Below are 23,770 nucleotides of genomic sequence, written 5' to 3' on the forward strand. Positions count from 1 at the left end.
TCAAACAGGTTCATGCAGCGGACGCGTCGAGCACCACGGCGGCGCGCCCGGTCAACAGGAGGCGCTCGCCATCGCGCACCGTGAATCGGTACAGCACGTTGTTGCCGTCGCCGCCGATGCGTTCGGCCTCGACATCGAGCGGCGCGTCGATCGTGTCGAGCCGCGGGACGTGCGCCTCGACGCTGCGCACGCTGGCGAGGAACCCGGCGCGCGGACGCCGCTGGTCTGCTGCGCACAGGGCGCCGTGCACCGCCATGGCCTGCGCCGCGTACTCGATGCCGCAGACGGCCGCCAGCCGTCCGTGGGCGCGCAGCGGATTGGCCGGGTCGCGGTGGCTGGTGGCCGTGCAGTGGACGCGCGTATCGCTCCAGCCGACGACGGCGTCGAGCAGGCACATGGTGCCGCTGTGCGGAATGCGCGCCGCGATCCAGTCGCGGTCCAGCGGCGGTACCCGTTGCGAATCTGGGCTCACGACGCGCTGGCCTGCATGGTGGACGTGCCCAACGGCGTGAGGTCGACCTGCAGACGCGTGTCGGGCAGGTAATCGAGCACGAGGTTCGTGGCGCGCTGTGTGGCCAGCGCCTGCAGCAGCGGCAATGCGCGCGCGGCGGGGTTGCCCTGACGCAGCGTCTCGAGCGCCGCATTCGCGAGCGTGGTCGGGGGTGTCTCGCTCAGTGCGACGTCGATGCGGGCGAGCGAGCGCGGGCCCGCTTCGCGCGCCAGCACGAGGGCCACCGCAAACGCATCGGGCACCGGGCGGACGGCGTGCAACGGCTCCGGATATGTGCCGTCATACGCGACCAGCAGGGTCGGCGTGCCATCGGCCGCCACCTGGCAGACACTGTCGAGCAGGCCAGCCGCAAAGCTGCCGTCGTGCGCGCACAGCACGTTGGATGGCGCCCGGGCCTGTGTGGCGATGCTCCAGTAGCCGGCCGGCGCGTTGTGCACGGAGTTGTGGAAGCGCGTGGGCGAGAGCTTGCGGTCGTCGCCGGCCAGGGTTTCGCAGATCGCGTGGCAGTTGTGGCCGTCGCCGCCAGACGAACAGAACACCGTCGCGAGCGAGGCCGCATCGCGCCCGCTACCGGCGACCGCTTCGCGCCCCACGGCCAGTGCAAGCTTGACGACCGGCCCCGTGCGGCGGCGCTCGATGGCCGGCAGGCCGGCGGGCGGCGGCAGCTCGGTTGGCGCGTGCGTGTAGGCCGTGCGGCCCGCAAGCACCTGGGCGGTGTGCGGCCACTCCGGCAGCCCCGGGCCCAGCACGCCGACGCTTTCGATGAATGCACTGAGTCGGGTCATGATGCGAGCCCTGCGCGGCCAAAGACCAGGCTGCAGTTCGTGCCGCCAAAACCGAAGGCGTTGCTCAGCGCCGCCTGCACGCGCGCGTTGCGATCGGAGGTAACGTAATGCACGCCGAGTGCGGGATCCGGCTCGGTGGTGTTGATGCCGGCGGGAACGAACTGGTGGCGCAGGGCGAGCGCCGTGATGACGGCCTCCAGCGCGCCTGCCGCGCCGAGCGTGTGGCCGGTCGCCCCCTTGGTCGAACTGCACGCCGTGCCGTCGAACAGCGCCCGGACGGCATGGGCCTCCGCCGCGTCGTTGCTGAGTGTGCCCGTGCCGTGCAGGTTGATGTAGTCGATGTCGGATGCGTCCAGGCCGCCGGTCGACAGCGCCTGCGCCATGGCCGCCTGTGCCCCGAGGCCCTCAGGATGCGGCGACGACATGTGATGCGCGTCGCTCGATTCGCCGATGCCGAGCAGCGCGATCGCATCGTCGTCGACGGCGTGTGGGGGCATGCGCTCCAGCAACGCAAACGCCGCCGCCTCGCCGATCGAGATGCCGTCACGCGCCACGTCGTACGGGCGGCATGGCCGGCGCGACAGCAGCTCGAGCGAATTGAACCCGTACAGCGCGGTCAGGCACAGCGAATCGACACCGCCCACCACCGCCGCGTCGATCAGCCCGGCTTCGAGCATGCGCCGCGCCGAGGCAAACACCTTGGCGCCCGACGAGCATGCCGACGAAATGGCCATGGCCGGGCCGCCGAGGCGGCAATACGCGCGGACGAACGCGGCGGGCGAGTAGATGTTGTGCGTCTGCGTGTAGCGGAAATCGCCGGGCAGCGCGCCGGACTGCGGATCGCGGTGCTGATAGGCGTGTTCGGTTTCGAGGATGCCCGACGTGCTGGTGCCGATGAAGACGCCGATGCGCTGCGCGCCATAGCGGGCCCTGGCCGCTTCCACGCGCTCGGCAAAGCCGTCCTGTGTGAGACCGATCTGGGCGAGGCGGTTGTTGCGGCAATCGAACTCGGCCAGGTCGGAGCGCACGGGAGCGTCGTCGACGCCGTCCACTGCGCCGATCCAGGTGTCGAGTTCCGCCCGCGGAAAGTCGCACGGCGCGAGGCCGCCACGCTGCCCGCGCAACGCCGCCAGCGTGGCGTCAAGGCCACGTCCGAGACAACTCGTGGCGGTGAAATGCGTGACCAGTACGGGCTTCACTTGGGGGGGCGCGGTAGGGGTGGGAAATGGGCTGCAGGCCGTTGCCGCAGGCCATGGCGTCAAGTCACAAATTTTATCAAATGGACATGTGCGGCTCGGCGCCCGGTGCGGCGTGGTCTTCCAGGCAATCGCGCAGCGTCGCGCAGCGCAACCGCGCCTGCCGGGCGGCCTCCAGCACCTTCGGCAAGACGGACAGCAGCACCGGTTCACCTTGTACGTCGCGCGCGGCGTGACCGTCGTGCAGCAGCAGGATGTCGCGCGGTGCGAGGTGGTGCAGCAGACGCTGCGCGACGGCGTCTGCGTTGGTGGAGCGCGTATCGAAGCCGCGGCGCGTCCAACTGGCCAGCTGCAGGCCAAGCTGGCACAGCACCGGCTCAAGAAACGGATTGCGCAGCCCCGCCGGGGCGCGGAAAAACAGCGGCCGGGTGCCGGTGATCTGCGTGAGCGTGTCCTGCGCCGCGCCAATCTCCCTGCGCAGTGCCCCAGGGCCTTGCACCGAGAACGTGTGCCGATGCCGCTGGCTGTGGTTTTCCACGGCATGCCCGCGCGCGACGATGGCCTCGACGCAGCGCGGGTGGCGCAATGCCAGCTCGCCGATGCAGAAGAACGTGGCCTTGGCGTTGTAGCGGTCGAGCATGTCCAGGACGCGCGGCGTGACTTCCGGATCGGGGCCGTCGTCGATGGTCAGTGCGATCTGCGCGCCGGCCGTTTCGGGCAGCCTCGTCCAGTTCGGGCCGAGCCACGTGCTGCGGGGCCACAGGCCGGCGGCCATCAGCACCAGATGCGATGCGATGACGCTGCCCCCCGCCCACGGCCATGCAGCGGGCGCGGCCACCGCAGCGAGCGCGGCGCCGGCATGCACCGCCAGCGCGCCGCTGATGAGCGGCGTCGGCTTCCAGCGGCGTGCCGCAACGGCTATCGAAGCAGACGACGCGTTCATGGCGTGGCGGGGTCTGAGCATTGGCGGGGCGCGAGGATGGCAGCAAACACCAGCGCGAGCATGGCACCGGGGCCAACGGTCAGGCCGAATGTGCTGAGCAGCGGCACGTGCGAGAAGGCCAGCAGCCCAAAGCCGGCCACCGTTGCGAGATTGGCCACCAGCAGCGACACGAGCGTCTGCGTGCCGATGTGCTGCTCGGCCGTGCCCGCACGCTGGCTGAAGAACAGCGCATAGTTCGATCCGACCGCTACGATCAGCAGCATGCCGACCAGATGCAGGATCGTGAGCTGCACGCCGGCCAGCGCAAAGCCGGCCGCCACCACCAGCACCGAGCCGACGAGCGGGGCCAGTGCATGCACAGCGCGCCGTGCCGAGCGCAGCGCCACAAGCAGCAGCACGGCAATCACCGCAAAACCGGCGAGCGACAGGCGGATGTCCTCATGCACGTAGTCGACGTAGAGGCGGTCCGCCTCGGCCTTCAGATCGACGAACAGGGCACCGGACACGCCCGCACGCGCCACGGCGGCGCGGACGGGCTCGGCATCCAGGCTCGGCTGGTGGGATGCCGCCTTTGCGCCTGCCGGTGCACGCAGCGGCAGCATGGCGCTCCACTGGCCGGCACGTTCGGTCAGCAGCGCATCGACAGCCAACGCCATCGATGTGCCGTTCAGATCGGCACGCCGCAGCAGCGGCTGGGTGCGGGCAGCCGTGACGTCGGCGATGAACGGCGCGAAGCGCTCGGGCTTGACGCGGATCGCCTGGCCTTCGACGGCAGCGCGCATGCGTGCGGTCAGCGCGTCGGCGCTCGGCAGGCTGGCCAGGCGCGCACGCTGCGTCGCGTCGCTCGGCAGATAGCGCGCGGGGTTCTCGAAGCCGGCGAGCACGCCACGGTCCACCAGCGGCTGCAGCTGCGCGGCGATCCTCTCGGCGCCTTCCAGCGCGGCCTGCTCCGTTGCGCCGGGAATCACCACCAGATAGCGCACGTCCGGCGCCCCGACGTCTGCGCGCAGGCTCGCGTCGAGTGCCTGGCTGCTGGCGGGCACGGGGCTCAATGCGGCCAGCTCGCGGCTCCACAGGCCATCGCGATGCAGCGCCAGGACGGCGAGCGAGCCCGCGAGTACCAAGGCCAGCAGCCAGCGCAGCCGACAAGCCGTACCGGCCGCGCGTGCAAGCCATCCGCCCAGGCGCGACACATCGCGGATCTCCACGTGCCCGCTGTACAGATGCGGCAGCACAAAACGCGTGATGAGCGCCGCCGTCACGAGTCCCACGATCGAATACAGCCCGAGTTGCACCAAGCCGGGAAAGCCAGAAAACAGCATCGACGCAAAGCCGCACACCGAGGTCAGCACGCCCAGGCGGATGGTCGGCCAGTACGCGGCCACCCACGCCCGCAGGCTGTCACGCGGGCTGGTGCCGCGCGCGCGGGCGGACTGCACGAACAGATAGACCGAGTAGTCCACCGCCTCGCCGATGAGCGTGGTGCCAAAGCCGAGCGTGAGCCCGTGCACCGCGCCGAATGCCAGGCTGACCCCCGCCACCCCTGCGGCCACGCCCGAGAGCACCGGCAGCAGCCCCAGCACTACCGTGCGCGGCGAGCGGTACACCGTCAGCAGCAGCGCCACGACCAGCACCAGGCTCAGCGTCGAGAGCCGCTCCACGTCATGCCGGATTGCGTTGCGTGTCTCCACGGAGAAGACGCCCGGGCCGGTCATCAGCAGCCGGGCCGATGCCGCATTGGGCGTGCTGTGCGAGGCGGCATCGAAGGCGCGGCGCACGGCATCCATGGCGCGGGCCTGGGCGTCGGTGTCGGAGCCCGCGGCAGCCGTCTGCACGACAAGCACGGCGCGCTGCCCGTCGCGCGCCGCCCACACGCCGTGCATCGACGACGGCAGCGCGGTGGTGTTGAGCTGGCTGACGAGCGCGGCCACCTCGCCCGTCGGGTCGTGCGGCAGCAGGTGCTTGGCGACGAGCCCGGCAGACGAACTCAGCAGGTCCAGGCTCTCGGCCAGTGCGGCGTGCAGGCCCTCGGCAGAGAAGCGCTGCGGCGTCACGGCGGGGCTGAGCACGTAGCGGTGCTCGAAGATGAACTGCCGGTCGCGCGCCTCGTTCACGGGCTCGCCGTTGTTGACGGCATGGAACTGCGGGTCGGCGCGCAGCGTCGCCGCGAGCTTGCGTGAGAGCGTCGCGCGCGTGGCCGCATCGCTGCCTTCAATGCCGACGAGGATGAGCCGTGACACCAGCCCCTCGCGCAGCTGGTCCACCAGCACGCGCTGCTCGGCGCTTGGGGAGCGCGGCAGGAACGCAGACAGGTCGGCCGTGAACTGCGCGCGCGACACCACGATCGCGCACAGCGCCAGGCCGGTCAGCCAGAGCAGCACCGCGGGCCGGCGCAGGGCGTGCAAGCGTTCCATGCGGCTGCCTCTATGGGCGCCGGGCGGTACCGGCGATGCGCTGCAGCCGCATCACCGAATGGTCGCCGTCGGCCTGGCGGAGGGTGACGCTGCGCATCGCGTCGCCCGTGCCCTCGAGCGTGATCGAACTGACGACTTTCTGCATGCGCGCGTCGATGGGCGTGAGGGTGAGCGTCCAGTCGTCGCCGCGGCCCGCAATGGCAACCTGGTAGATCGCTTCGAGCGCGTAGCGGTTGCCGGCCAGCGTCGCGCGGATGCTGTCGATGAAGGCGTTGAGCTCCGGATACTGCGAAAGCGGCACGGTGAACCTGCGCTGGTTGCGCTCCACGGTCAGCTTGTCACCGTCGATGACCATGTGCTCCGGCTTGGGCCGCAGCGTGTGCTTTTCCAGATGGTCCGGCGCGACGAACACCAGCTCGCCCGACGACACGATCGGCTCGGCCGCGATCGACAGCGTCTTGGTCTCGATAAAGCTGGCGCGCCCGGACGTGTTGCGCGCAAGGGTGGACATCAGGCGGTCGAGCGTCCATGCGGTATCGGCGTGCGCGGCGCCGGCCAGCATGCAGGCAGCGAGCAGCGTGAGGACGGCGCGGTAGAGACGAAATGGGCGCGTTGCGGTCATGGTGTCTGGGTGGTCTGTCGCTTGGCCGCGGTGCCGGCGGGTGCGGGGGCGGCGCCGGCATCGTGCCAGAAATCGAAGAAATTGAACCAGTTGTACGGCGCGATGCGGCAATAGCGCTCGACGCGCTCGACATAGCGCGCCAGCGCTGCCTCGACGGCGGCGGCGCGTTCCTCGCGACGGATGTCGGTGAAGTCGGCCAGCCGGTCAAAGTGGACGGCGTAGCGGTTGCCGCCCAGGTGCAGCCCTGTCATGAACAGCACCGGCCGCCTCAGCATGGCGGCCATGTGCAGCGGCCCCAGCGGAAACCCCGCCGGGCTGCCCAAAAACGCCATGCGCCGCACCGACGGGCCGGCATCGCGCAGCAGCGTGCGGTCGGCCAGCATGCCAACGAGCCGGTTGTCGTCGAGCGCCTCGCGCACCTGCAGCATGGCGTCGACCCGCCCCAGCGGAATGACGTCGGGCGCCGCCGCGGGGTTGATGGCGGCAATGGCGGCGTTGATGTTGCGCGCGTTGTCTTCGTACATGGCGACGGCCACACGCAGGTCCGGTACTGAGCGGCCCAGCGCGCGCACGACCTCGAAGCTGCCGAGGTGCGCGCCGAGCAGAAAGGCGCCCCGGCCTTGCCCGAGCACGGCATGCACGTGCTCTTGCCCCTGCAACGCGATGTCGAACAGATCGAAGCGCCCCGCGATCAGGTAGATGCGGTCGTGGATCGTCGTAGCGAACGTGAACATGTGGCGGAACACGTCGCGCACCCTGGCACGCCGGCCGAGCGTGCGCCGCAGGTAGTCGCGCGAAGCCCGGCATGCCGACGGCGAACACAGCACGAAGTACGCGGCGATCAGGCGCAGCAGGGCGCGCCCCAGCCGTCGCCCCAGCCGCAGCGACAGCCACGTCATCACGCGCAGCAACAGCGCGTTGCTGCGTTCCGGGCGCTCTGCCCATTCGGGGCGCTTCATGCCGTCACGCCCTCCTGCACGCTCAGCACACCGCTGGCGACGTCGCGCTCGCCCGTGCGGATCGTGAAGACGATTGCGCCGCCGGCCGTGGTGTCAAACGTCACGTCGAGCGCGTCTTCCGGCTCTGCGGGGCTCAGGAACTTGGCCGAACGGATGCGGCAGGCATCGAGCGAGCGGCCGAGCGCCGCACCGATGAGCCCGATGGCGCGATCGAGCAGCACCACGCCGGGCACGATCGGGTGCCCGGGAAAATGACCAGGCAGGGCGGGGTGGCCGGCCGGAATCGTGAACCGCAGGACGGTCTGCCGAGGCGGGCGCGACGCATGCCGTGCCACCAGCGCCGCGAGGACGTCGCGCGGGAGTTTGCCGGTCTCGTTGCGCGGCAGCGCGTCGACCAGCAGCAGGGGGCGCGGCAAGAACGCGGCATCGACGCGCTCGTGCAGCGCGCGCAGCACGTCCGCCGCCGCCAGCTCTGGCGCGACCACCAGCGCCACCAGACGCGTGACCGCCGTGCCGCCGTGCGCGTGTGGGGCCGCCGGGGCGGCGTCGGGCATGAAGAACACGCCGTCCACCACGCCCGGGATCGACGTGAGCTGATGGTTCAGATACGCCAACGAAGAGCGCTTGCCCGCAATGTTGATGAGATCGGCCTTGCGTCCGTGCAGGTGGAAACGCGTGTCGTCCAGAAGCTCAATGGCGTCGCCCATCGGCACCGGCGTCTGCACGTGGCCGCCGCTGACCCATATGGTCGGGCCCTCGTCACCCGCGGTGTCGGGACGCGCCTGCATGCGCACGTCCGGATACAAGTGCCATGCGGTTTCGTTGGCGCTGCGGCGACTCGCGATCTGGCCGGTTTCGGTGCTGCCGTAAATCTCGATGAGCGGTGCCGCGAGGCGCGACTCTGCCTCCCGTGCGAGCGCTTCCGACAACGGCGCCGTGGCCGACAGCACGAGCGATGCGCAAGGCAGTGTCGGCTCCGATGCCAGCAGCGCACGCAGGTGCACCGGCGACGTCACCAGCACGCGCGGCTGCGGCACGGCGTCGAGCGTCTCGCGGATGTCCGCCGGATAGAACGGCTGTCGGCTGCTGAATGCGAGGCCGGCCTGCAGCGCCAGCAGTACCGTCATCTCGAACCCGTACATGTGCTGCGGCGGCACTGTGCCGACCAGCGTGACGGGGCGTCCGTCATCGAGCCCAAGCCGCGCCGCGGCGGTGTGCATGCATTGCACGAGGGCGCCCCAGGTCTTGCGATGCGGCACGGGCGTGCCGGTGGAGCCGGAAGTAAAGAGCACCGCCACCGGCCGCGACGCCTCGATCTGCGGCACGGCAGCGGCCGGCGCATCCGCGGCCAGATCGTCGGGATAGCGCAAGCCCGGCAGTGCGACGGGGCAGTCCTCGGTGTCATACAGGCAGAAGACATCCGGCGCGAACGCCGCGAGCTGGCGCACCATCTGCGCGGTCTGCATGGGCGGCAGCAGGCTGACCTTGCGGGCCACCAGCGTCGCGCAGACGCCCACGGCGAACCGGTAGCGGTCGGTGCACGCGTTGAATACGTGGGCGCCCGCAGGCAGTCTTGCCGCCAGCGCGGTCACATCGGCCACGAATGTGCGCACGGGCACGGGCGTGCCGTCGCGCCATGCGATCGTGTCATCCAGCGAGCGATGCGAGACGAGCGGGTAGGTGGGCATGCAGGACATTCCGGGGCGATTCGCGACTCAGCGGGGGCGGCCCGTGGCACCGTGCGCGGATTGGCGGTAGGCGCGCACGGCGTCGAACAGGTTGGAGCGCGGCGCGTCGCGCAGCACGATGCGCCGGCAGAGGTATTCCACCACGAACATCGCGCCGACCAGCGGCAGCGACACGTAGTTCGCGAACGTTGACCACGTGACGGTGGATGCCAGGGCAAACAGCGCCGTGGACGTGGCGGCCGTCGCCCCGAAGAAGAGCGTCCACGCCCACGTGACCTGCCGCGAATACCAAGCGATGCGTGGCGTGAGCGTACCGTGCACGATGCGCGCGAATTGCGTGCACAGCGGTTCGCGCCCAGCCTGCAGCGTCCGGCCGAAGAGATAGGCCATCATCAGGTTGAAGGTCGCGTGCTCCAGGTACAGGCCCCAGTCGAAATGGCGTGCCAGCGGCTCGCGCATCGTCCAAAGCGCGCCGCAGAGCACGAGCCACAGCGGCACCAGCCACGCGCGCTGCACAGAGCGCGCGGCGGCCAGCAGGGCAATGGCCAGCGGCGGCACCAGCGCCATCGCCAGGCCCAGGCCATGCGCGCCAGGCGTCGCGACCGCATGGTGCGCACCGACCTGGTATGCGACGACGGCCGCCACGCCCGCGGTGCCGTGTGCAAGGCGGAGCAGTCGGCTCATGGCAGGACAGGGCATCGTCGTGTGGAAGGGGTCAGGTTCATCATAGGCACCGCGCTGGCACGGTCGGGCGGCCACATTCTAGGGCCGCGCGGCCGGGTTGCCCGGCCCGGCGGCGGTGTGTTTGTAACCGGATGTACGCGGCCTTCCCGCCCGGGACGGCATGCGGGGCCCGTCGGATGGCGCCACGACGGCTGCTGAATCGTTTGCGTCACATGGCCCGGGGGCGCGCCGGCATGAGGTCTTGTCACGGTTTGCGGCTATACGCGGTGTGACCCTTCGTCTAGAATCCGCCTAGCTTAAACGACCCCCTTTCACAGGCGGGGCAAGACAGGGCTTCGGGCGAGGAGAACGACGTTGTTTCTGGCCGCATTCCCCGCTGCAGGCTGCCTGTGCATGCAAGACCGATGAACGATCTGGAAAAAGAGCTCGCCGTGCTGATGATCGGCGAACTGAACCTCGAAGACATCCAACTCGATTCCATCACGGCCGATACGCCGCTGTATGGCGAAGGGTTTGGGCTCGACTCCATCGACATCCTCGAAATTGCGTTGCTGATCTCCAAGAAGTACGGCTTCGAACTGCGTTCGGGCGATCCGGAGAACAAGAAGATCTTCGCGTCGCTCGGGGCCCTCGCGGCCTACGTTGCCGCGCACCGTACGCGCTGATCCCAGCACCGGACGTCCCGCCGGACCGACGCCATGCCGATGACCGGCGCCTCTTCGACGCATCTCGTCCTCATTCCGAGCTACAACCCCGGCCGCAAGGTCGATGACGCCGTGCGCGCCGCCCGCGCGCAGTGGAACCCCGTGTGGGTGGTGGACGACGGCAGTACCGACGGCAGCACCGAGCGGCTGCGGGCCATGGCTGAGCGCGATCCGGGGCTGCACGTGATCGTGCTGCCGCGCAATCGCGGCAAGGGCGTGGCGATCCTGGCGGGACTGGAAGCCGCTGCCGCGCAGGGCTTCACTCACGTGCTGACCATGGACGCCGATGGCCAGCACCCCACCGACCTCATCCCCGCCTTCATGCAGGCTTCATGCGCGGCGCCGGACGCGATGGTGCTGGGGCAGCCGCTGTTCGATTCGAGCGCGCCGCAGATTCGCGTGCAGGGCCGGCGCCTGTCCAACGGCTGCGCAGACATCGAAACGCTGTGGGCGGGTATTGGCGATACGCTCTTCGGCTTTCGCGTGTACCCCATTGCGCCGCTGGCGGCGATCATGCGCCGGCATGCATCGATGCGCGGTTTCGACTTTGATCCGGAAGCGGCGGTGCGCCTGTGCTGGGCCGGCGTGCGGCCGATCCGGCTCGATGCCCCTGTGCGGTACTTCCGGGCGGACGAGGGCGGGGTGTCACATTTCCGCTATCTGCGCGACAACGTCCTGCTCGTGGGGATGCACCTGCGATTGCTCGCCGAAGGGCTGGTGCGGCTGCCGTCGATGATCGCGCGCCGGCTGCAGCGCGGCTGGTAGCTGCGCCGTGTCTACGCAGGCGCGGTCGCCCGCGCCTGCTCCAGCAGCGCCCGCGCCGCCTCCCAGGCCCGTGAAGCCGCAGATGGATCGCCAATCGCCCGGGCGTCGGCCGTGGCGCCGGAAAGCAGCATCACGTACACCCCGGCAAGCTGGCGTGCCGCAGCGGCCGGCACCACGTCTTTGAGCAGCGTCTCGATCATGGCGAGCAGATCGTCGCGGTAGCGGACCGCCACGTCGGTCACCCGCGGGCAGGTCGCGCCAAACTCGGCCAGCGCGCGCTCGAACAGGCAGCCCGCGAATTCGGGGCTGCGGAACCACGTCTCGTACCAGTCGAAGATGCCCTTGAGGCGGGCGGTGGCGTCGGGCAGGGGGCCGAGCTTGTCGGCCATGCTTTGCATGATGAAGGTGTAGCGCTGCTCCAGGACTTCGCGGATGAGGTCTTCCTTGCCGGCAAAGTGCCGGTAGAGCGTCATGCGGGCAACGCCGGACTCGTCGATGATCCAGTCGACGCCCACGGGATGAAAGCCGTGCCTGGAAAAAAGCTCACTGGCCTTGTCCACGACCTGCTGGCGCTTGCTTGCGCGCATTCCCACTTCTCCTGATTGCTGGGCGGCATCTTAGCACCGCCCCCACGCCCCGACCTGGCCCGCCACGGGTTCCCAGTGTGTTGTTGCTCGCGCAAACGTTACGCTTTAATAACACACCACTCACGCGTTCCCGCTAAAGTAGAACGATCTATATCAATTGCACACCATGTGTGCTGCGGGGGCGGGGAACGAGCGTGCGCCATGGCATCTCACCCGGTCGACCACAACAAAAATGCAGCCGTTTCCAATCGATTCTGAAACGGCTTGGACAACATCCGAGGGGCTGTCGCATGCGTTATCAATGGCTTGCACTTGGCGCTGTATTGGCGCTGGCCGCTTGTGCCCAAACTCCGCCGCCCAGCTCGACCGTACGGGTCTGCGACAGCCGCGGATGCGCCGATCGCCCGAAAGACCAGGTGTCGTTCGACGCCAAGGACGAGGTTCCTGAAGACCCCCGGATCGCAGCCCTGAAGGACGCCGCCAAGCGCGAGCCCAAGGCTGCCTACGATCTCGGCCTGCGCTACTTCCGGGGCGATGGCGTGCGTCAGGACAGCTACCAGGCGCTGAACTGGATGCGCGAGGCCGCCGAGCGCGGCAACCTGCAGGCGCAGAAGGCCCTGGGCGCGTTCTACCTGTTCGGGCTGGAAGAGATGGGCTCCGACCCGCGCGAGGCCGAGAAATGGCTGTCGATCGCCGTCAGCCGCGGCGACAAGGAGTCGAAGAAGCTGCTTGAAGAAGCGCGCGCCGCCAGGAAGTCCGACGAAGACGATTTCAAATGGCGCTCGCAATGGCGCAATACGTATTACGGCTATTGGTATTCCGGCTATCCGTATCTGGGCGTCTGGCGCCAGACCACCTGGTATTGGTATTGACCCACCAGGCCATTTGCTTCACAGCGTTTTTCGGGCGAACGGCGGAAAAGGGAGAAAGCCAGTCCGCACACCGCGCGCCCAACCAAGGGGGGCTTATTGAGTCGTAGGACGCATAAGCCGAACATCGACGCAATCTGAGCCATCCAACAACATGAAGACCAACCTTTTCAGCCGCACCGCCAAGCTTGCGGGAGCGGCCCTCCTCAGCGCTTCCCTCGCGGCGTGCGCGGGCGGCGGCATCGTCAGCCCGGGCGGCCAGAACGCCGGCGTGACCGGTGCGGCAGCCGGCGGCTCCAGCGTGGGCGCCGACCCGACGCTGGAGCGCTGCGCTTCGCCGCTGGGCACCATTGCCATGGACGACGGCCGCAACGCCGACTGGTACGGCCAGTTCGGCAGCGCCACCAAGGTCACCACCATCGACCCCCTGCTGCGCATGGCCGTGCAGCAGTCGAACTGCTTCGTGATCACGTCGATCGGCAACCAGAAGACCGACGCACGCCTGTCGCGCATCACCGATCTGCAGCGCAACTCCGGCGAGTACCGCGCCGGTTCGAAGCAGCACAAGGGCCAGCGCGTGGCGGCCGACTACTACATGGAGCCGCAGATCATCATCAACGATTCACCGATCGGCGGCGTGGCCGGTGCCGTGGGCGGGCTGCTGGGCAACAGCGCCATCGCCGCGCTGGCCGGCAGCGTCAAGTCCAAGGCGTCCGTGGTGACGCTGACGCTGTTCGACGTCCGCTCGGCCGTGCAGATCGCGGCAGCCGAGGGCAGCTCCACCGCCACCAACTACGGCGCTGTGCTGGCCGGCCTGGGCGGCGGCGTGGGCGGTGGCCTGGCCGGCTTCTCTTCAACGCCGGAAGGCAAGGCCACGGTGGTCGCCTTCATTGACGCATGGAACAAGATGGTCGTGGCGTTGCGCAACTACAAGGCGCAAGACGTGAAGGGCGGCCTGGGCCGCGGCGGCCAGCTCAAGGTCAACTGATCCAAAACGGGGACTCACGCAGAAGAGGCGCACAGCGCCCTGAAGTGCCAAAGCAAAAAGCCTGCAGCGCAACCGCTGCAGGCTTTTTTTTCGGCACGCGTTGTCTCAGCGGGCGTCCTTGGGCCGATCGCCCTTGGGCCAATCCTTCGTGCGTGCCGCAAAGTCGGGGCGGGGCTGGTGCGTAAAGAACGCGGCAACGTCCACCGCCTCCTGCGCCGTCAGCGTACCGCCCTGGCCCAGCGGCATGTTGTGCTTGACGAATGCCGCGGCGGTATACGTGCGGGCCATGCCTGCGCCCACGTTGAAGGCATCCTTGCCCCACAGTGGCGGCATGGCGTATCCGCCCTGCGGGTTCGGCAGCCCCTGGCCGTCCGCGCCATGGCATGCGGCGCAGCGTTGGGCGTAGATCGCTTTGCCGTGCTCGCGGTCGGGCTTGAGCGCGGTATCGATCTTCTCGAAGCCGCGCCCGGTCACGTTCGTGCCGGTCGGCACGCCGCTGGAAAGCCATTTCATGTACGCGAGGATGGCGTTCATCTCTTCACCGTCAAACGCCAGGGCCTTGCCGTTCATGGAGCGCTGGAAGCAATCGTTGACGCGCTCCTGCAGCGAGATCACCTTGCCGCTGCGCGACCGGTATTCCGGAAACGCGCCGGTCAGCCCGACCCACGGCGATGCGTACGGCACCGTGCCGCCGTTGAAGTGGCAGCTCGTGCAGTTCAGGCCATTGCCCACGTTGCCCGGCAACTGGCGCTTGGTATCGGTGAGAATGAGCCTGCCGCGCTTGATGGCGTCGCCCATCGGGCCGGCGGGAATGGTGGCTTCGTCCGGCACGGCGAGTGTGGCCGCGCCCTGTGCGATGGCCGATGCGCTGACGGCGAGCGCCAACGCGGCGCCCACGGTGCGAAAGATCATGCTGCCCCCTGTGAGGTGATGTGGATGTTGTAAGAAAGAACGGCCGGTCAGCGCCGGTGCTCCAGCCAGCTGAAGGCGGCCATGCCTGCCAGCATCGCGGCGACAAAGCCGCCGGCCTTTGGCACGCCCGCGCCCAACGCCACCAGGGCCGGGCCGGGACAGAATCCCGCCAGGCCCCATCCGATGCCGAAGACGGCGCTGCCCAGCACCAGCCGTGCGGACACGCCGGTCGCAGCCGGCCATTGAATCGCGGTGCCGAGCCACGTGCGAGCGCGTCGCCGCGCCATGAAGAAGGCGACCACGCCCACCGCAATCGCGCCCGCCATCACGAAGGCCAGCGACGGATCCCAGCTGCCCGCCAGATCGAGAAAACCGAGCACCTTGGCCGGATTAGCCATGCCCGAGACAATCAGCCCCGCGCCAAACAGCAGCCCGGCCACCAGCGCAATCAGAACGGCCATTTCAGCCTCCCATCGCGTGGCGTGTCACGAACACCGTGACAACGCCCGCGGCCATGAACGTGAGCGTCGCGACCAGCGAGCGCACCGAGCCGCGCGAAAGCCCGCACACGCCGTGGCCGCTCGTGCAGCCGCCCGCATAGCGGGTGCCGATGCCCACCAGGAACCCCGCGATGAGGACTTCGCCCCAGCCGGCGGTGATGTCGGGCACCACCGCGTGGCCAAGGGCCCCAGCGAGGACCGGCGCGCCGACCAGCCCCCCCAGGAAGGCGACACGCCATGCAGCGTCGCCACACGGGCGCTGCAGCAGCCCGCCGAGGATGCCGCTGATGCCGGCGATGCGGCCCATGGACAGGACCAGCACGGCTGCCGCCAGCCCGATGAGCAGACCGCCCGCCAGTGCCGTACCCGGCGTGAAATGCGCGAAATCCATCGACATGAGAAGAAGAAGGGAAGACATGAGCGGAGATTCCGGACACTATATAAATTTGTAGATTGTTTGCCAAGCGGCCGGTGGATGGAAACGGCAGGTTGCCCAAGACTGTCCGTGCCCTTACGCTGGGGCTTTCGAGCGGAGGGTCGCCGGATGAGCTGGCAGAACTGGGTCGTCTCGTGGATGGTGCGCAATCAGGTCAAGAAGCCGACCGAGCGGGAGCCCTTCGACCCGATCGCCACGCGCCTGAACGCCGAGAAGCGCACGATGCCGCGGCCGGTACGGCTGCCGGCGGACTGGCGCATCGTGCCGGCCAACAGCGGGCTCACCGGCGAGTGGATCGAACCGGCAGACGCGAGCCTGCACGGCGACGCCCCCGTGGTGCTGTACCTGCACGGCGGCGGCTATTTTTTCTGCAGCCCACGCACGCATCGGCCCATCACCATCGGCCTGGCTACGCATGCGCGGGCGCGCGTGTGCGTGCCCGACTATCGCCTGGCCCCGGAGCATCCGTTTCCCGCGCCGGTGGAGGACGCGCTGCTCGCGTACCGGACGCTGCTCGCGCAGGGCGTGGCACCGGCCCGCGTCGTTGTCGCCGGGGATTCCGCAGGCGGTGGCCTGGCGCTCGCACTGCTGGTGGCGCTGCGTGACGCTGCGGATCCATTGCCCGCCGGAGCGATCCTCTACTCGCCGTGGACCGACCTGGCCGCCACCGGGCAAAGCCTGATCGACAACGATGAATCGGACGTGATGTTCCGCGGCGCCTGGATGGCCCACGGCGCTGCGCTGTACCTGGGCGATTCGGGCGCGCCGGCGGACCATCCGCTGGCCTCGCCGCTGTATGCCGACTTCACCGGCCTGCCGCCGCTGCACTGCTATGTCAGCGACACCGAAGTGCTGCGCGACGACACCCTCCGAATGGCCGAGCGCGCGCGTGCCGCTGGGGTATCCGTTTCGGTGAAGATGGGGCGCCGGCTTCCGCACGTGTGGCCGATCTTCTATCCTTTCTTACCGGAAGCGCGCATCGCACTGAGGCAATCGGGCGAGCAGATCCGGCAGCTGGTGAGGGCCCGCGCAGAACGGGCCCGATCGACGCCGGCATGATCCGGAACGCCAATGCATCGGTCGCCCCGGATACACGAACGGGGAATCGAAATGCGTCGGGTGGTGATCCTGGGTTTGGTGCTGGCCGCGGTGACAGGCGCGTGGCATTGGAGCCGCATGCATCGCACGCATCTTGCCGACGTGCGCTTCGCCCCGATCGAGAGTGTGGCCGCCGCGACCGGTGCGCCCGCACCCGCCGCCAACAAGGCGCATTGGCTCAAGGCCTGCGACAGCGCGCTCGGGCCCATGCACGTGAACGTGCGGACCCGCGAAACGCCGCTGTCGTTCTCCAACGACCGCTCGGTCGATCAGCTCACCGCCGAGGCACCGCCGTACGATCGCGCCGCGCGCGTGCTCGGCAAGACGTATGCGACCCTCTCCGCGCGGTTTTCAGTCACCAGCCGCTACATGGACATTCCCACGCAGCCGCGCACCACCTGCCTGCGCCCGTCGGTGGATGTGGAGTTGATCCTCAGTGATTTTCGGGTGGCGGTGGCCCGTGAATTCGCACCGGGTAGCTGCGCTCACGACGCCGTCCGCGCGCATGAACTGCGCCACGTGGCCGTCAACCGCGCCGTGCTGCCGCGCGCGGCCGAGACGATCCGGCAGGAGATCGAGAGCGAATATGGCGGACGCCTGTACTTTGGCAACCCGGATCGCATTGCGGCTGATCTGGAGGCGGCGCTCACGCGCCATTGGCTGCCGCGCGCGCAATCGCTCATCGAACTGGGGCTGCAGGCGCACGAACAGATCGACACGCCGCGCGAAGAGGCACGCATGAGCAGCGTATGCAACGGCGAGGTGCAGGCCGTGCTGCAGCACGTGCCGGGCGAAATGTCGCGGTGACAGTCAGGCCGCGGGCCGGTGCGCGGCGCGCGCCTGCAACTGCACGACGGCCTGCTCGACGATCACGTCCGGCGGCAGCGCGATGTCGACGACGATGGCGTCGGTCGGCTCTTCCAGCGCATCGAACTGGCTGCGCAGCAGGCTCGGGTTGAAGAAGTGGTCCTTGCGGGCGGCGAGCCGGCTTTGCAGCAGCTCGAAGCTCCCCTTCAGATAGACGAATTCGGCATTGCCCGCGGGGCCGCGCAGCACATCGCGGTAGCGCTGCTTGAGCGCCGAGCATGCCACCACGAGCGACCGGCCGCCGCTGGTCGTTTCGTCCATGTACGCGCGGATGGCTTCGAGCCAGGGCTTGCGATCGTCGTCGTTGAGCGGGATGCCGGCGTGCATCTTGGCGCGGTTGGCGTCGCTGTGGAATTCATCGCCGTCACGGAACGCGCAGCCGAGCCGCTCGGCAATCTTCTGGCCCACTGTGGATTTGCCGCAGCCCGAAACACCCATCACTACAACGATCATCGTCAACCCTACGTACGGAAAAAAAAGCGCAAAAGTCAGGCCGGCATGGTAGCGCGTTGATGCAAACAGGCACGGATTTTTGCTGCTGCGGTGCAGCAATCGTTCCGCCGTATTGTTCGCCCTGCGGGCGGATTGCCAAATGCGTCAAGCTGCGTCAAATTCCATGCAACGCTGCACGAACAGCCATTCATAACGAGCGAGGCCCACAAGGCCCAATTGATCGCAGGAGACATTCATGGCAGGTGAAGGTTTTGACTCCCGACCGCGCGGCGGTGTGTCGTACGTGGTGGGCGATACGTCGGTGCCGCTGGCGCACGTGACGGTGTCGGCGCTGCTGGCCGACACGGTGCGGCGCCATCCGGACGCGGAGGCCGTCGTGTTTCGCGAGCAGGGCGTGCGCTGGACGTGGCGCGCGTTTGCGGAGCAGGTCGATGCGCTGGCCGCGGGCCTGCATGCGCTTGGCTTGCAGCCCGGAGACCGCATCGGCATCTGGTCGCCGAATCGCGTCGAGTGGGTGCTCACGCAGTTTGCGACGGCGCGCCTGGGCCTCATCCTCGTCAACATCAATCCGGCGTATCGCTTGTCGGAGCTGGAATACGCACTGAACAAGGTCGGCTGCAAGGCGATCGTGGCGGCGGAGGCGTTCAAGACGTCGCGCTACCTGGAGATGCTCCAGACGCTGGCGCCCGAGCTGGCTACCGCGCAGCCTGGTGCACTGCAATCAGCCAAGCTGCCTGCCCTGCGCTGGGTCATCCGGATGGGCGAGGCCAGCACGCCCGGCATGATCAACTTTGCCGACGTCATCGCGCGCGGCAAAAACGTATCCGTTGATGCGCTGGATGCGATCACGAATGCGCTGTCGCCGGACGACGCCATCAACATCCAGTTCACCAGCGGCACGACAGGCGCGCCCAAGGGGGCCACGCTCACGCACGTGAACGTCGTCAACAACGCGCGCTTCGTTGCCATGGCGATGAACCTGCGCGAGGGCGACCGGCTGTGCATTCCCGTGCCGCTGTATCACTGCTTTGGCATGGTGATGTCGGTGCTGACGTGCACGGCCACCGGCGCCTGCATGGTGTTCCCCGGAGAGGCGTTCGACCCGCTGGCCACGCTGCGCACCGTGGCCGACGAGCGCTGCACGCAGCTGCACGGCGTGCCGACCATGTTCATCGCGCAGCTCGATCATCCGGACTTTCGCACGTTCGATGTATCGAGCCTGCGCGGCGGCATCATGGCGGGCTCCCCATGCCCGATCGAGGTGATGAAGCGCGTGGTCTCGGAGATGAACCTGCGCGAAGTCACGATCGCCTACGGCATGACGGAGACGAGCCCCGTGTCGTTCCAGAGCGCGGTGACCGACCCGCTCGACAAGCGCGTGACCACCGTCGGCCGCATCCAGCCGCATCTGCAGGTCAAGCTGGTGGATGGCGCGGGCAACGTGGTGCCCGTGGGCGAGAAGGGCGAGCTGTGTACCAAGGGCTATTCGGTCATGCTCGGCTACTGGGACGACGAGGCCAAGACGGCCGAATCGATCAAGGATGGCTGGATGCACACGGGCGACCTCGCCACGTTCGATGCCGAGGGCTACTGCAACATCGTCGGCCGCGTGAAGGACATGCTCATCCGCGGTGGCGAGAACGTCTACCCGCGCGAGATCGAGGAATTCCTCTTCCGCCATCCGAAGGTGCAGGCCGTCAATGTATTCGGCGTGCCCGATGCGAAGTACGGCGAAGAGGTGTGCGCGTGGATCGTGCTCAAGCCTGGCCAGCAGGCCACGGAAGACGAGATCCGCGAGTTCTGCAAGGGGCAGATCGCGCATTACAAGATCCCGCGCTACATCCGCTTCGTCACCGAGATGCCGATGACGGTGACGGGCAAGGTGCAGAAGTTCGTCATGCGCGATCGCATGATCGAGGAGCTCAAGCTGACGGTGGCGGCCACGGCCTGAACCGGGCTTGCGGTTTCGCGGTTGAAATGCGAACGGGTCGCGCGCGGCGGCGCATCGCTGTCATGACGATGCTGGCCGCGCGCGGTTGCTTTCCGCCCGCCTGGGCGCCCGGCGTAGAAACCGAGACGCGTTTGCCGCATGCGTCTTCGCGATAGGAAGCGCTCGCAGTCGAGCAGAAACGCAAGCTTGTGCGCGGGCGATGTGCGTCTCATCGCGGCGTGCCACCGCACGCGACGTGCGCCACCGGAGGCCGGGCGGCCGTGCCCCGTCGCTCACGCAATGTGAGCGACGATGCGCCGATGTATCACCGCTGAAACAACTTCCGAATCGCCCCTCCCGGACACCGTGGCCGCGCCAATCTCGCGTGCGGCTTGCCTCTTCGCGCAAACCCATGGATGCCGTGATCGCGCGCGGGCCACGGCGGTGTATCGGCGCTGAAACCGAACGGGTGCAAGCGGACCTCCAAAAGTGACCCGCCACAACAGCATTGCACCCCAAGCCCCCGGCACATGGGCGGGCGGCCGGTGAATGTTTCGCGTTTTCAATCGCTTAGGACCGGCACGTGGAGCCGGCCGCCAGGATGGCACCGATTATGCAAACGAGGCGCCCCGGGGTGGGTCATGTTTTTCCCACAGGCAAGGCGCACCGGCCTGAGCGGCTGCGCTTCCCGCCGTCCCTCTCACCTTTATGGAGTGCGTTATGAAGAAGACCTTACTGGCCACCGCGATCGCCATGGGATTGGGGGTCTGTGGCGTTGCATGGGCCGACATCGGGAATACGGCGTCCGGCGCGGGCGACAAGACCCAGACCAACACGTCGACCATCACCAGAACCAATACCAGCACAGACACGACGACGAGCACGGCAACCACCACAACCACCACGGCAACCGACAACTCGAATCAGCACAACAACCAAAGCCAGGGCAGCAACCGCGACAACAGCGGCTGGGCCAACGCTGACGGCTACGGCACCGCAGCTGCCAACAACGGCGGCACGGCGACGGCAACGTTCACCAACTCCTTCAACACCAGCAAGGCGATTGCCGTCTCCAAGCTCGACGGCGCCGTGACCAACATCAGCGTATCGGGCATCGGCAATGTCGCTACCAACAATGGCGGGTCGGCCAATGGCGGCGCCGGCGGGCGTGGCGGATATGGCTACGGCGGCACGGGCGCCGGCGGCAGCGGCGGTGCGGGCGGCGCCGGCGGCAGCGGTGGCGCGGGCGGCAGCTCGGGCAGCGTCACGCACGGCAGCGCGACCAACGGCGGTGCCGTGGCGGGCAACGGCGGCAATGGCGGCAATGCCGCTGGCGATGCCGGTGGCGGCGGTAACGGCGGCAGCTCCGGCACGCTGTCTGCCAGCCTGGGCGCAGGGCTTGGCGGCGCAGCAGGCAGCACCAGCGCAGCCGGTGGCGGTGGCGGCGGAGCGGGCGGCACATCCAGCGCCAGCGGTGGGGATGCGAACCGCCATCGCGGCACTGGCGCGGCCACGGGCGGCGGCGGCGCATCGGCCGGCGGAGCGGGCGGGGCTGGCGGGGCCACCACCAGCGGCACGGCCACGGCCTCCGCGGGTGCGGGCACGGGCACGAGCAGCGCCACCGGCACAAGCACGGGCGGTGCGGGCGCCGCCGGCGGTGCAGCCACCAACGTGGCAGGCACGGGTGGGGCCAGCGGCAGCGCCACCAACGGCAGCGCTACCAACGGCTCCGCGTCGACAACGGCAGGCAACGGCGCCGTGGGTGCAGTCGGCGCGGCCGGCGGTGCCGGCGGCGTTGGCAACGGCGGCGTCGGCAATGGCGCGGTCGGTGGCACGGGCGGCGCAGGCGGTGCGGTCATGGTGGATGCAGGCACGTTCAACATGTCCAACGCCATGACCAGCGTCGGCCAGTCTGCAGCAGGCGTGATGGTGGCGAACCAGAACAGCGGCTTCGCTTCCCTCATCCAGCAAAGCATCAACGTGCAGGCCAACCTGAATGTGGGCAAGTAGCCCGGTACGGGCATGAGCGGGGAAGTGCCGCGGCGCAAGCGATGAAGCTTCGCGCATGACGGTGGATGGGGCCGGACTGCAGCGGCGGTCCGGCCCGCAGTTGGAGCGTAGAGGAGACACTCGATGCGATCCGACAGAAGAACCACAGCAGGATGGGCGGCATGGTGGCTGGCATGCGGCCTGGCAGTGTGGCCAGCGGCAGCAGCGATGGCAGCGGACGATGTGCCGATCGCAGACGGTGCGCAGGTCGCCAACACGGAAGCGGCGCGTCCCCCGGTCGCCGCGGCCGTGTCGGTGCCTGGGTTCGGTCATGCGGTGGGCGCCGATCGGCTCGACAGCTATCGCGGCGGCACGCAGGATCTCTACCAGACCGTCAATGACGCGCGCCTGTCGGGCACTGTGAGCGACAACGCCGCCGTCAACGTGGCGACGGGGTCGAACATCGTGCGCGACGGCTCGTTTGCCAATGCCAGCGGGATCCCCACGGTCATCCAGAACAGCGGAGCGAACGTGCTGATCCAGAACGCCACCATCGTCAACGTGCAGTTCCGGCCTTGAGCTTGTGAAGGACGGAATGATGCGCAAGACGCTGGGTGCGGTGCTGATGGCGCTGGCGTGCGGGCCCGCGTGGGCGGGCGCGATCGACATGCTCGGCACGGGCGGCGGCACCTATGCCGTGCCGGTGACGAGCATGAAGGCCGCGCGCTACCTGCGCACCGTGCATCAGCGTTTCGACTTCAGCTGCGGGTCGGCCGCGGTGGCGACGCTGCTCACGTATCAGTACGGCTACCCGGTGAGCGAGCAGACCGTGTTCCAGGCCATGTACGAGCATGGCAACCAGGAGAAGATCCGGCGAGAAGGCTTTTCGCTGCTCGACATCAAACGCTATCTGGCCTCTCTGGGCTTTGAGGCGGATGGTTTCGAGCAGCCGCTGGATGCATTGAAGGACGCCCACTTGCCGGCCATCGTGCTGTTGACCGAGAACGGCTATCACCACTTCGTGGTGGTCAAGGGCGTGCAGGAAGGGCGCGTGCTCGTGGGCGATCCGGCCATGGGCACGCGTGCGATTCCGCGTGCGAGCTTCGAGAGCATGTGGGACAACCATTTGCTGTTCGTCGTCCACAACCGCGAGGCGAGGGCGACGTTCAACGCTTCATCGGACTGGCGCGTGGCACCGCGTGCGCCGCTGGAGGAAGGCATGGACCGCAGCGGCCTGGGCAACATCGTCGTTCCCAAGCATGGTCCGTCCGACTTCTGAGCGTCGTTTGCGGGTGCTCATTCGCTGGTCGGGCAGGAGGGCATCATGAAGCGGTTTGGCAAGGTGGCGCGGGCTGCGGGATGTGCAGGATGGCTTGCGCTGGCTGCGGCCGGGCATGCGTGTGCGGCCGGCATGGACAGCATGGACAACAACCCGGTCCATGCCTGGCACGCCGTGTCCGAAGACAAGCTCGACGACATGCGCGGCGGCTTCGATGTGCCCGCGCTTGCAGGGCTGCACATCTCGTTCGGCATCGACCGCGCGGTCTACATCAACGGCGAGCTGGTGGCGAGCGCATCGGTGAACATCCCCGACGTGGCACGCATGACGGCCCCGCAGGCGCAGCAACTGGCCTCGGTGGTCAACACGGTCAACCTCGTGCAGAACGGCCCGAACAATGTCGCGCCGCCCGATGTGGGCGCCGGCGCGGCTGCAGCGGCCACGGTCATCCAGAACAGTCTGAACAACCAGACGTTGCAAGCCGTGACGACGATCAACGCAGCGGTCAACAGCCTGCCGCAGTTCCGGCAGCTGAATCTCTCCAACGTACTGCAGGGTGCCCTGGCCAACGTCGTCACCCTGCTGCACTGA

General features: G+C 68.4%; 25 protein-coding genes. 11 read left to right on the plus strand and 14 right to left on the minus strand.

From position 1 onward, the window contains the following. Positions 1–10: 10 nt before the first annotated feature. The 9 genes from TK49_RS05180 to TK49_RS05220 form a co-directional block, all read right to left on the minus strand. Positions 11–472, minus strand: a complete 462-nt coding sequence (locus TK49_RS05180; RefSeq protein ID WP_045785750.1) for a hotdog family protein — start codon at positions 470–472, stop codon at positions 11–13. Further along, a complete protein-coding gene (locus tag TK49_RS05185) occupies positions 469–1,296 on the minus strand; it encodes a beta-ketoacyl synthase chain length factor (RefSeq protein WP_045785751.1) in 828 nt (275 codons plus the stop codon). The genes TK49_RS05180 and TK49_RS05185 overlap by 4 nt, the downstream gene beginning before the upstream one ends. Further along, positions 1,293–2,495, minus strand: coding sequence for a beta-ketoacyl-[acyl-carrier-protein] synthase family protein (locus TK49_RS05190; RefSeq protein WP_045785752.1), 1,203 nt, complete (start codon positions 2,493–2,495; stop codon positions 1,293–1,295). Before TK49_RS05190 ends, TK49_RS05185 begins: the two co-directional genes overlap by 4 nt. A gap of 76 nt (positions 2,496–2,571) precedes the next feature. Further along, positions 2,572–3,435 carry a polysaccharide deacetylase family protein gene (locus tag TK49_RS05195; protein WP_045785753.1) on the minus strand — a complete coding sequence of 288 codons (864 nt, stop codon included), beginning with the start codon at positions 3,433–3,435 and terminating at the stop codon, positions 2,572–2,574. Then, positions 3,432–5,849 carry an MMPL family transporter gene (locus TK49_RS05200; protein WP_045785754.1) on the minus strand — a complete coding sequence of 806 codons (2,418 nt, stop codon included), beginning with the start codon at positions 5,847–5,849 and terminating at the stop codon, positions 3,432–3,434. Before TK49_RS05200 ends, TK49_RS05195 begins: the two co-directional genes overlap by 4 nt. A gap of 10 nt (positions 5,850–5,859) precedes the next feature. Beyond that, the gene (locus TK49_RS05205) at positions 5,860–6,471 is read right to left on the minus strand and encodes a LolA-related protein (protein ID WP_045785755.1); all 612 of its coding nucleotides are present in this window, start codon (positions 6,469–6,471) and stop codon (positions 5,860–5,862) included. Further along, positions 6,468–7,430: an LpxL/LpxP family acyltransferase gene (locus tag TK49_RS05210; RefSeq protein ID WP_045785756.1), complete on the minus strand. Its 963-nt coding sequence runs from the start codon at positions 7,428–7,430 to the stop codon at positions 6,468–6,470. Before TK49_RS05210 ends, TK49_RS05205 begins: the two co-directional genes overlap by 4 nt. Then, positions 7,427–9,118, minus strand: a complete 1,692-nt coding sequence (locus TK49_RS05215; RefSeq protein WP_045785757.1) for an AMP-binding protein — start codon at positions 9,116–9,118, stop codon at positions 7,427–7,429. Before TK49_RS05215 ends, TK49_RS05210 begins: the two co-directional genes overlap by 4 nt. Before the next feature lie 27 nt (positions 9,119–9,145). Further along, on the minus strand, positions 9,146–9,802 hold the full coding sequence (locus TK49_RS05220; protein WP_045785758.1) for a COG4648 family protein: 657 nt from the start codon (positions 9,800–9,802) through the stop codon (positions 9,146–9,148). A 404-nt stretch (positions 9,803–10,206) separates the two neighbouring features. Here TK49_RS05220 and TK49_RS05225 point away from each other — a divergent pair, with 404 nt between their 5' ends. Beyond that, on the plus strand, positions 10,207–10,467 hold the full coding sequence (locus tag TK49_RS05225; RefSeq protein WP_045785759.1) for a phosphopantetheine-binding protein: 261 nt from the start codon (positions 10,207–10,209) through the stop codon (positions 10,465–10,467). 33 nt (positions 10,468–10,500) lie between these two features. After that, positions 10,501–11,271 carry a glycosyltransferase family 2 protein gene (locus TK49_RS05230; protein ID WP_045785760.1) on the plus strand — a complete coding sequence of 257 codons (771 nt, stop codon included), beginning with the start codon at positions 10,501–10,503 and terminating at the stop codon, positions 11,269–11,271. An 11-nt stretch (positions 11,272–11,282) separates the two neighbouring features. Here TK49_RS05230 and TK49_RS05235 read toward each other — a convergent pair whose 3' ends face one another. Beyond that, positions 11,283–11,858, minus strand: a complete 576-nt coding sequence (locus TK49_RS05235; protein ID WP_045785761.1) for a TetR/AcrR family transcriptional regulator — start codon at positions 11,856–11,858, stop codon at positions 11,283–11,285. 290 nt (positions 11,859–12,148) lie between these two features. Here TK49_RS05235 and TK49_RS05240 point away from each other — a divergent pair, with 290 nt between their 5' ends. Both TK49_RS05240 and TK49_RS05245 read left to right on the plus strand, forming a co-directional pair. Then, positions 12,149–12,730 (plus strand): tetratricopeptide repeat protein, encoded by a 582-nt coding sequence (locus TK49_RS05240; RefSeq protein ID WP_045785762.1) that lies wholly within the window; start codon positions 12,149–12,151, stop codon positions 12,728–12,730. 151 nt (positions 12,731–12,881) lie between these two features. Continuing rightward, positions 12,882–13,715 carry a hypothetical protein gene (locus tag TK49_RS05245; protein WP_045785763.1) on the plus strand — a complete coding sequence of 278 codons (834 nt, stop codon included), beginning with the start codon at positions 12,882–12,884 and terminating at the stop codon, positions 13,713–13,715. A gap of 105 nt (positions 13,716–13,820) precedes the next feature. Here TK49_RS05245 and TK49_RS05250 read toward each other — a convergent pair whose 3' ends face one another. Genes TK49_RS05250 through TK49_RS05260 form a run of 3 tightly spaced genes read right to left on the minus strand, consistent with a single transcriptional unit; the run spans position 13,821 to position 15,524 of the window. Beyond that, positions 13,821–14,627 carry a c-type cytochrome gene (locus tag TK49_RS05250; RefSeq protein ID WP_099050654.1) on the minus strand — a complete coding sequence of 269 codons (807 nt, stop codon included), beginning with the start codon at positions 14,625–14,627 and terminating at the stop codon, positions 13,821–13,823. A 47-nt stretch (positions 14,628–14,674) separates the two neighbouring features. After that, on the minus strand, positions 14,675–15,088 hold the full coding sequence (locus TK49_RS05255; protein WP_045785764.1) for a DUF6691 family protein: 414 nt from the start codon (positions 15,086–15,088) through the stop codon (positions 14,675–14,677). A 1-nt stretch (position 15,089) separates the two neighbouring features. Next, positions 15,090–15,524: a YeeE/YedE family protein gene (locus TK49_RS05260; protein WP_045785765.1), complete on the minus strand. Its 435-nt coding sequence runs from the start codon at positions 15,522–15,524 to the stop codon at positions 15,090–15,092. A gap of 147 nt (positions 15,525–15,671) precedes the next feature. Between TK49_RS05260 and TK49_RS05265 the strand changes: the two genes are divergently transcribed. Then, the gene (locus tag TK49_RS05265) at positions 15,672–16,622 is read left to right on the plus strand and encodes an alpha/beta hydrolase (protein ID WP_045785766.1); all 951 of its coding nucleotides are present in this window, start codon (positions 15,672–15,674) and stop codon (positions 16,620–16,622) included. A 51-nt stretch (positions 16,623–16,673) separates the two neighbouring features. Then, entirely contained in the window at positions 16,674–17,468 is a 795-nt protein-coding gene (locus tag TK49_RS05270; RefSeq protein ID WP_045785767.1) for a hypothetical protein, read from the plus strand. A 3-nt stretch (positions 17,469–17,471) separates the two neighbouring features. Here TK49_RS05270 and TK49_RS05275 read toward each other — a convergent pair whose 3' ends face one another. Continuing rightward, a complete protein-coding gene (locus tag TK49_RS05275; RefSeq protein WP_045787757.1) occupies positions 17,472–17,981 on the minus strand; it encodes a gluconokinase in 510 nt (169 codons plus the stop codon). Positions 17,982–18,216: 235 nt separating this feature from the next. Here TK49_RS05275 and TK49_RS05280 point away from each other — a divergent pair, with 235 nt between their 5' ends. The 5 genes from TK49_RS05280 to TK49_RS05300 all read left to right on the plus strand — a co-directional run bounded on the left by TK49_RS05280 (position 18,217) and on the right by TK49_RS05300 (position 23,770). Beyond that, positions 18,217–19,932, plus strand: coding sequence for an AMP-binding protein (locus tag TK49_RS05280; RefSeq protein WP_045785768.1), 1,716 nt, complete (start codon positions 18,217–18,219; stop codon positions 19,930–19,932). A 699-nt stretch (positions 19,933–20,631) separates the two neighbouring features. Then, positions 20,632–21,921 carry a hypothetical protein gene (locus TK49_RS05285; protein ID WP_045785769.1) on the plus strand — a complete coding sequence of 430 codons (1,290 nt, stop codon included), beginning with the start codon at positions 20,632–20,634 and terminating at the stop codon, positions 21,919–21,921. A 123-nt stretch (positions 21,922–22,044) separates the two neighbouring features. Continuing rightward, on the plus strand, positions 22,045–22,479 hold the full coding sequence (locus TK49_RS05290; protein WP_045785770.1) for a hypothetical protein: 435 nt from the start codon (positions 22,045–22,047) through the stop codon (positions 22,477–22,479). 16 nt (positions 22,480–22,495) lie between these two features. Beyond that, positions 22,496–23,179, plus strand: a complete 684-nt coding sequence (locus tag TK49_RS05295) for a C39 family peptidase (protein ID WP_045785771.1) — start codon at positions 22,496–22,498, stop codon at positions 23,177–23,179. A gap of 45 nt (positions 23,180–23,224) precedes the next feature. After that, on the plus strand, positions 23,225–23,770 hold the full coding sequence (locus TK49_RS05300; protein ID WP_045785772.1) for a hypothetical protein: 546 nt from the start codon (positions 23,225–23,227) through the stop codon (positions 23,768–23,770).

This window comes from Ralstonia mannitolilytica (assembly GCF_000954135.1).
Classification (GTDB): domain Bacteria; phylum Pseudomonadota; class Gammaproteobacteria; order Burkholderiales; family Burkholderiaceae; genus Ralstonia; species Ralstonia mannitolilytica.

Excerpts from the sequence above, each read along its gene's own strand:
- TK49_RS05185 (WP_045785751.1), bottom strand. The coding sequence starts at position 1,296 with ATGACCCGACTCAGTGCATTCATCGAAAGCGTCGGCGTGCTGGGCCCG.
- TK49_RS05195 (WP_045785753.1), bottom strand. The coding sequence starts at position 3,435 with ATGAACGCGTCGTCTGCTTCGATAGCCGTTGCGGCACGCCGCTGGAAG.
- TK49_RS05200 (WP_045785754.1), bottom strand. The coding sequence starts at position 5,849 with ATGGAACGCTTGCACGCCCTGCGCCGGCCCGCGGTGCTGCTCTGGCTG.
- TK49_RS05205 (WP_045785755.1), bottom strand. The coding sequence starts at position 6,471 with ATGACCGCAACGCGCCCATTTCGTCTCTACCGCGCCGTCCTCACGCTG.
- TK49_RS05210 (WP_045785756.1), bottom strand. The coding sequence starts at position 7,430 with ATGAAGCGCCCCGAATGGGCAGAGCGCCCGGAACGCAGCAACGCGCTG.
- TK49_RS05215 (WP_045785757.1), bottom strand. The coding sequence starts at position 9,118 with ATGCCCACCTACCCGCTCGTCTCGCATCGCTCGCTGGATGACACGATC.
- TK49_RS05220 (WP_045785758.1), bottom strand. The coding sequence starts at position 9,802 with ATGAGCCGACTGCTCCGCCTTGCACACGGCACCGCGGGCGTGGCGGCC.
- TK49_RS05225 (WP_045785759.1), top strand. The coding sequence starts at position 10,207 with ATGAACGATCTGGAAAAAGAGCTCGCCGTGCTGATGATCGGCGAACTG.
- TK49_RS05230 (WP_045785760.1), top strand. The coding sequence starts at position 10,501 with ATGCCGATGACCGGCGCCTCTTCGACGCATCTCGTCCTCATTCCGAGC.
- TK49_RS05235 (WP_045785761.1), bottom strand. The coding sequence starts at position 11,858 with ATGCGCGCAAGCAAGCGCCAGCAGGTCGTGGACAAGGCCAGTGAGCTT.
- TK49_RS05240 (WP_045785762.1), top strand. The coding sequence starts at position 12,149 with ATGCGTTATCAATGGCTTGCACTTGGCGCTGTATTGGCGCTGGCCGCT.
- TK49_RS05245 (WP_045785763.1), top strand. The coding sequence starts at position 12,882 with ATGAAGACCAACCTTTTCAGCCGCACCGCCAAGCTTGCGGGAGCGGCC.
- TK49_RS05250 (WP_099050654.1), bottom strand. The coding sequence starts at position 14,627 with ATGATCTTTCGCACCGTGGGCGCCGCGTTGGCGCTCGCCGTCAGCGCA.
- TK49_RS05255 (WP_045785764.1), bottom strand. The coding sequence starts at position 15,088 with ATGGCCGTTCTGATTGCGCTGGTGGCCGGGCTGCTGTTTGGCGCGGGG.
- TK49_RS05260 (WP_045785765.1), bottom strand. The coding sequence starts at position 15,524 with ATGTCGATGGATTTCGCGCATTTCACGCCGGGTACGGCACTGGCGGGC.
- TK49_RS05265 (WP_045785766.1), top strand. The coding sequence starts at position 15,672 with ATGAGCTGGCAGAACTGGGTCGTCTCGTGGATGGTGCGCAATCAGGTC.
- TK49_RS05270 (WP_045785767.1), top strand. The coding sequence starts at position 16,674 with ATGCGTCGGGTGGTGATCCTGGGTTTGGTGCTGGCCGCGGTGACAGGC.
- TK49_RS05275 (WP_045787757.1), bottom strand. The coding sequence starts at position 17,981 with ATGATCGTTGTAGTGATGGGTGTTTCGGGCTGCGGCAAATCCACAGTG.
- TK49_RS05280 (WP_045785768.1), top strand. The coding sequence starts at position 18,217 with ATGGCAGGTGAAGGTTTTGACTCCCGACCGCGCGGCGGTGTGTCGTAC.
- TK49_RS05285 (WP_045785769.1), top strand. The coding sequence starts at position 20,632 with ATGAAGAAGACCTTACTGGCCACCGCGATCGCCATGGGATTGGGGGTC.
- TK49_RS05290 (WP_045785770.1), top strand. The coding sequence starts at position 22,045 with ATGCGATCCGACAGAAGAACCACAGCAGGATGGGCGGCATGGTGGCTG.
- TK49_RS05295 (WP_045785771.1), top strand. The coding sequence starts at position 22,496 with ATGATGCGCAAGACGCTGGGTGCGGTGCTGATGGCGCTGGCGTGCGGG.
- TK49_RS05300 (WP_045785772.1), top strand. The coding sequence starts at position 23,225 with ATGAAGCGGTTTGGCAAGGTGGCGCGGGCTGCGGGATGTGCAGGATGG.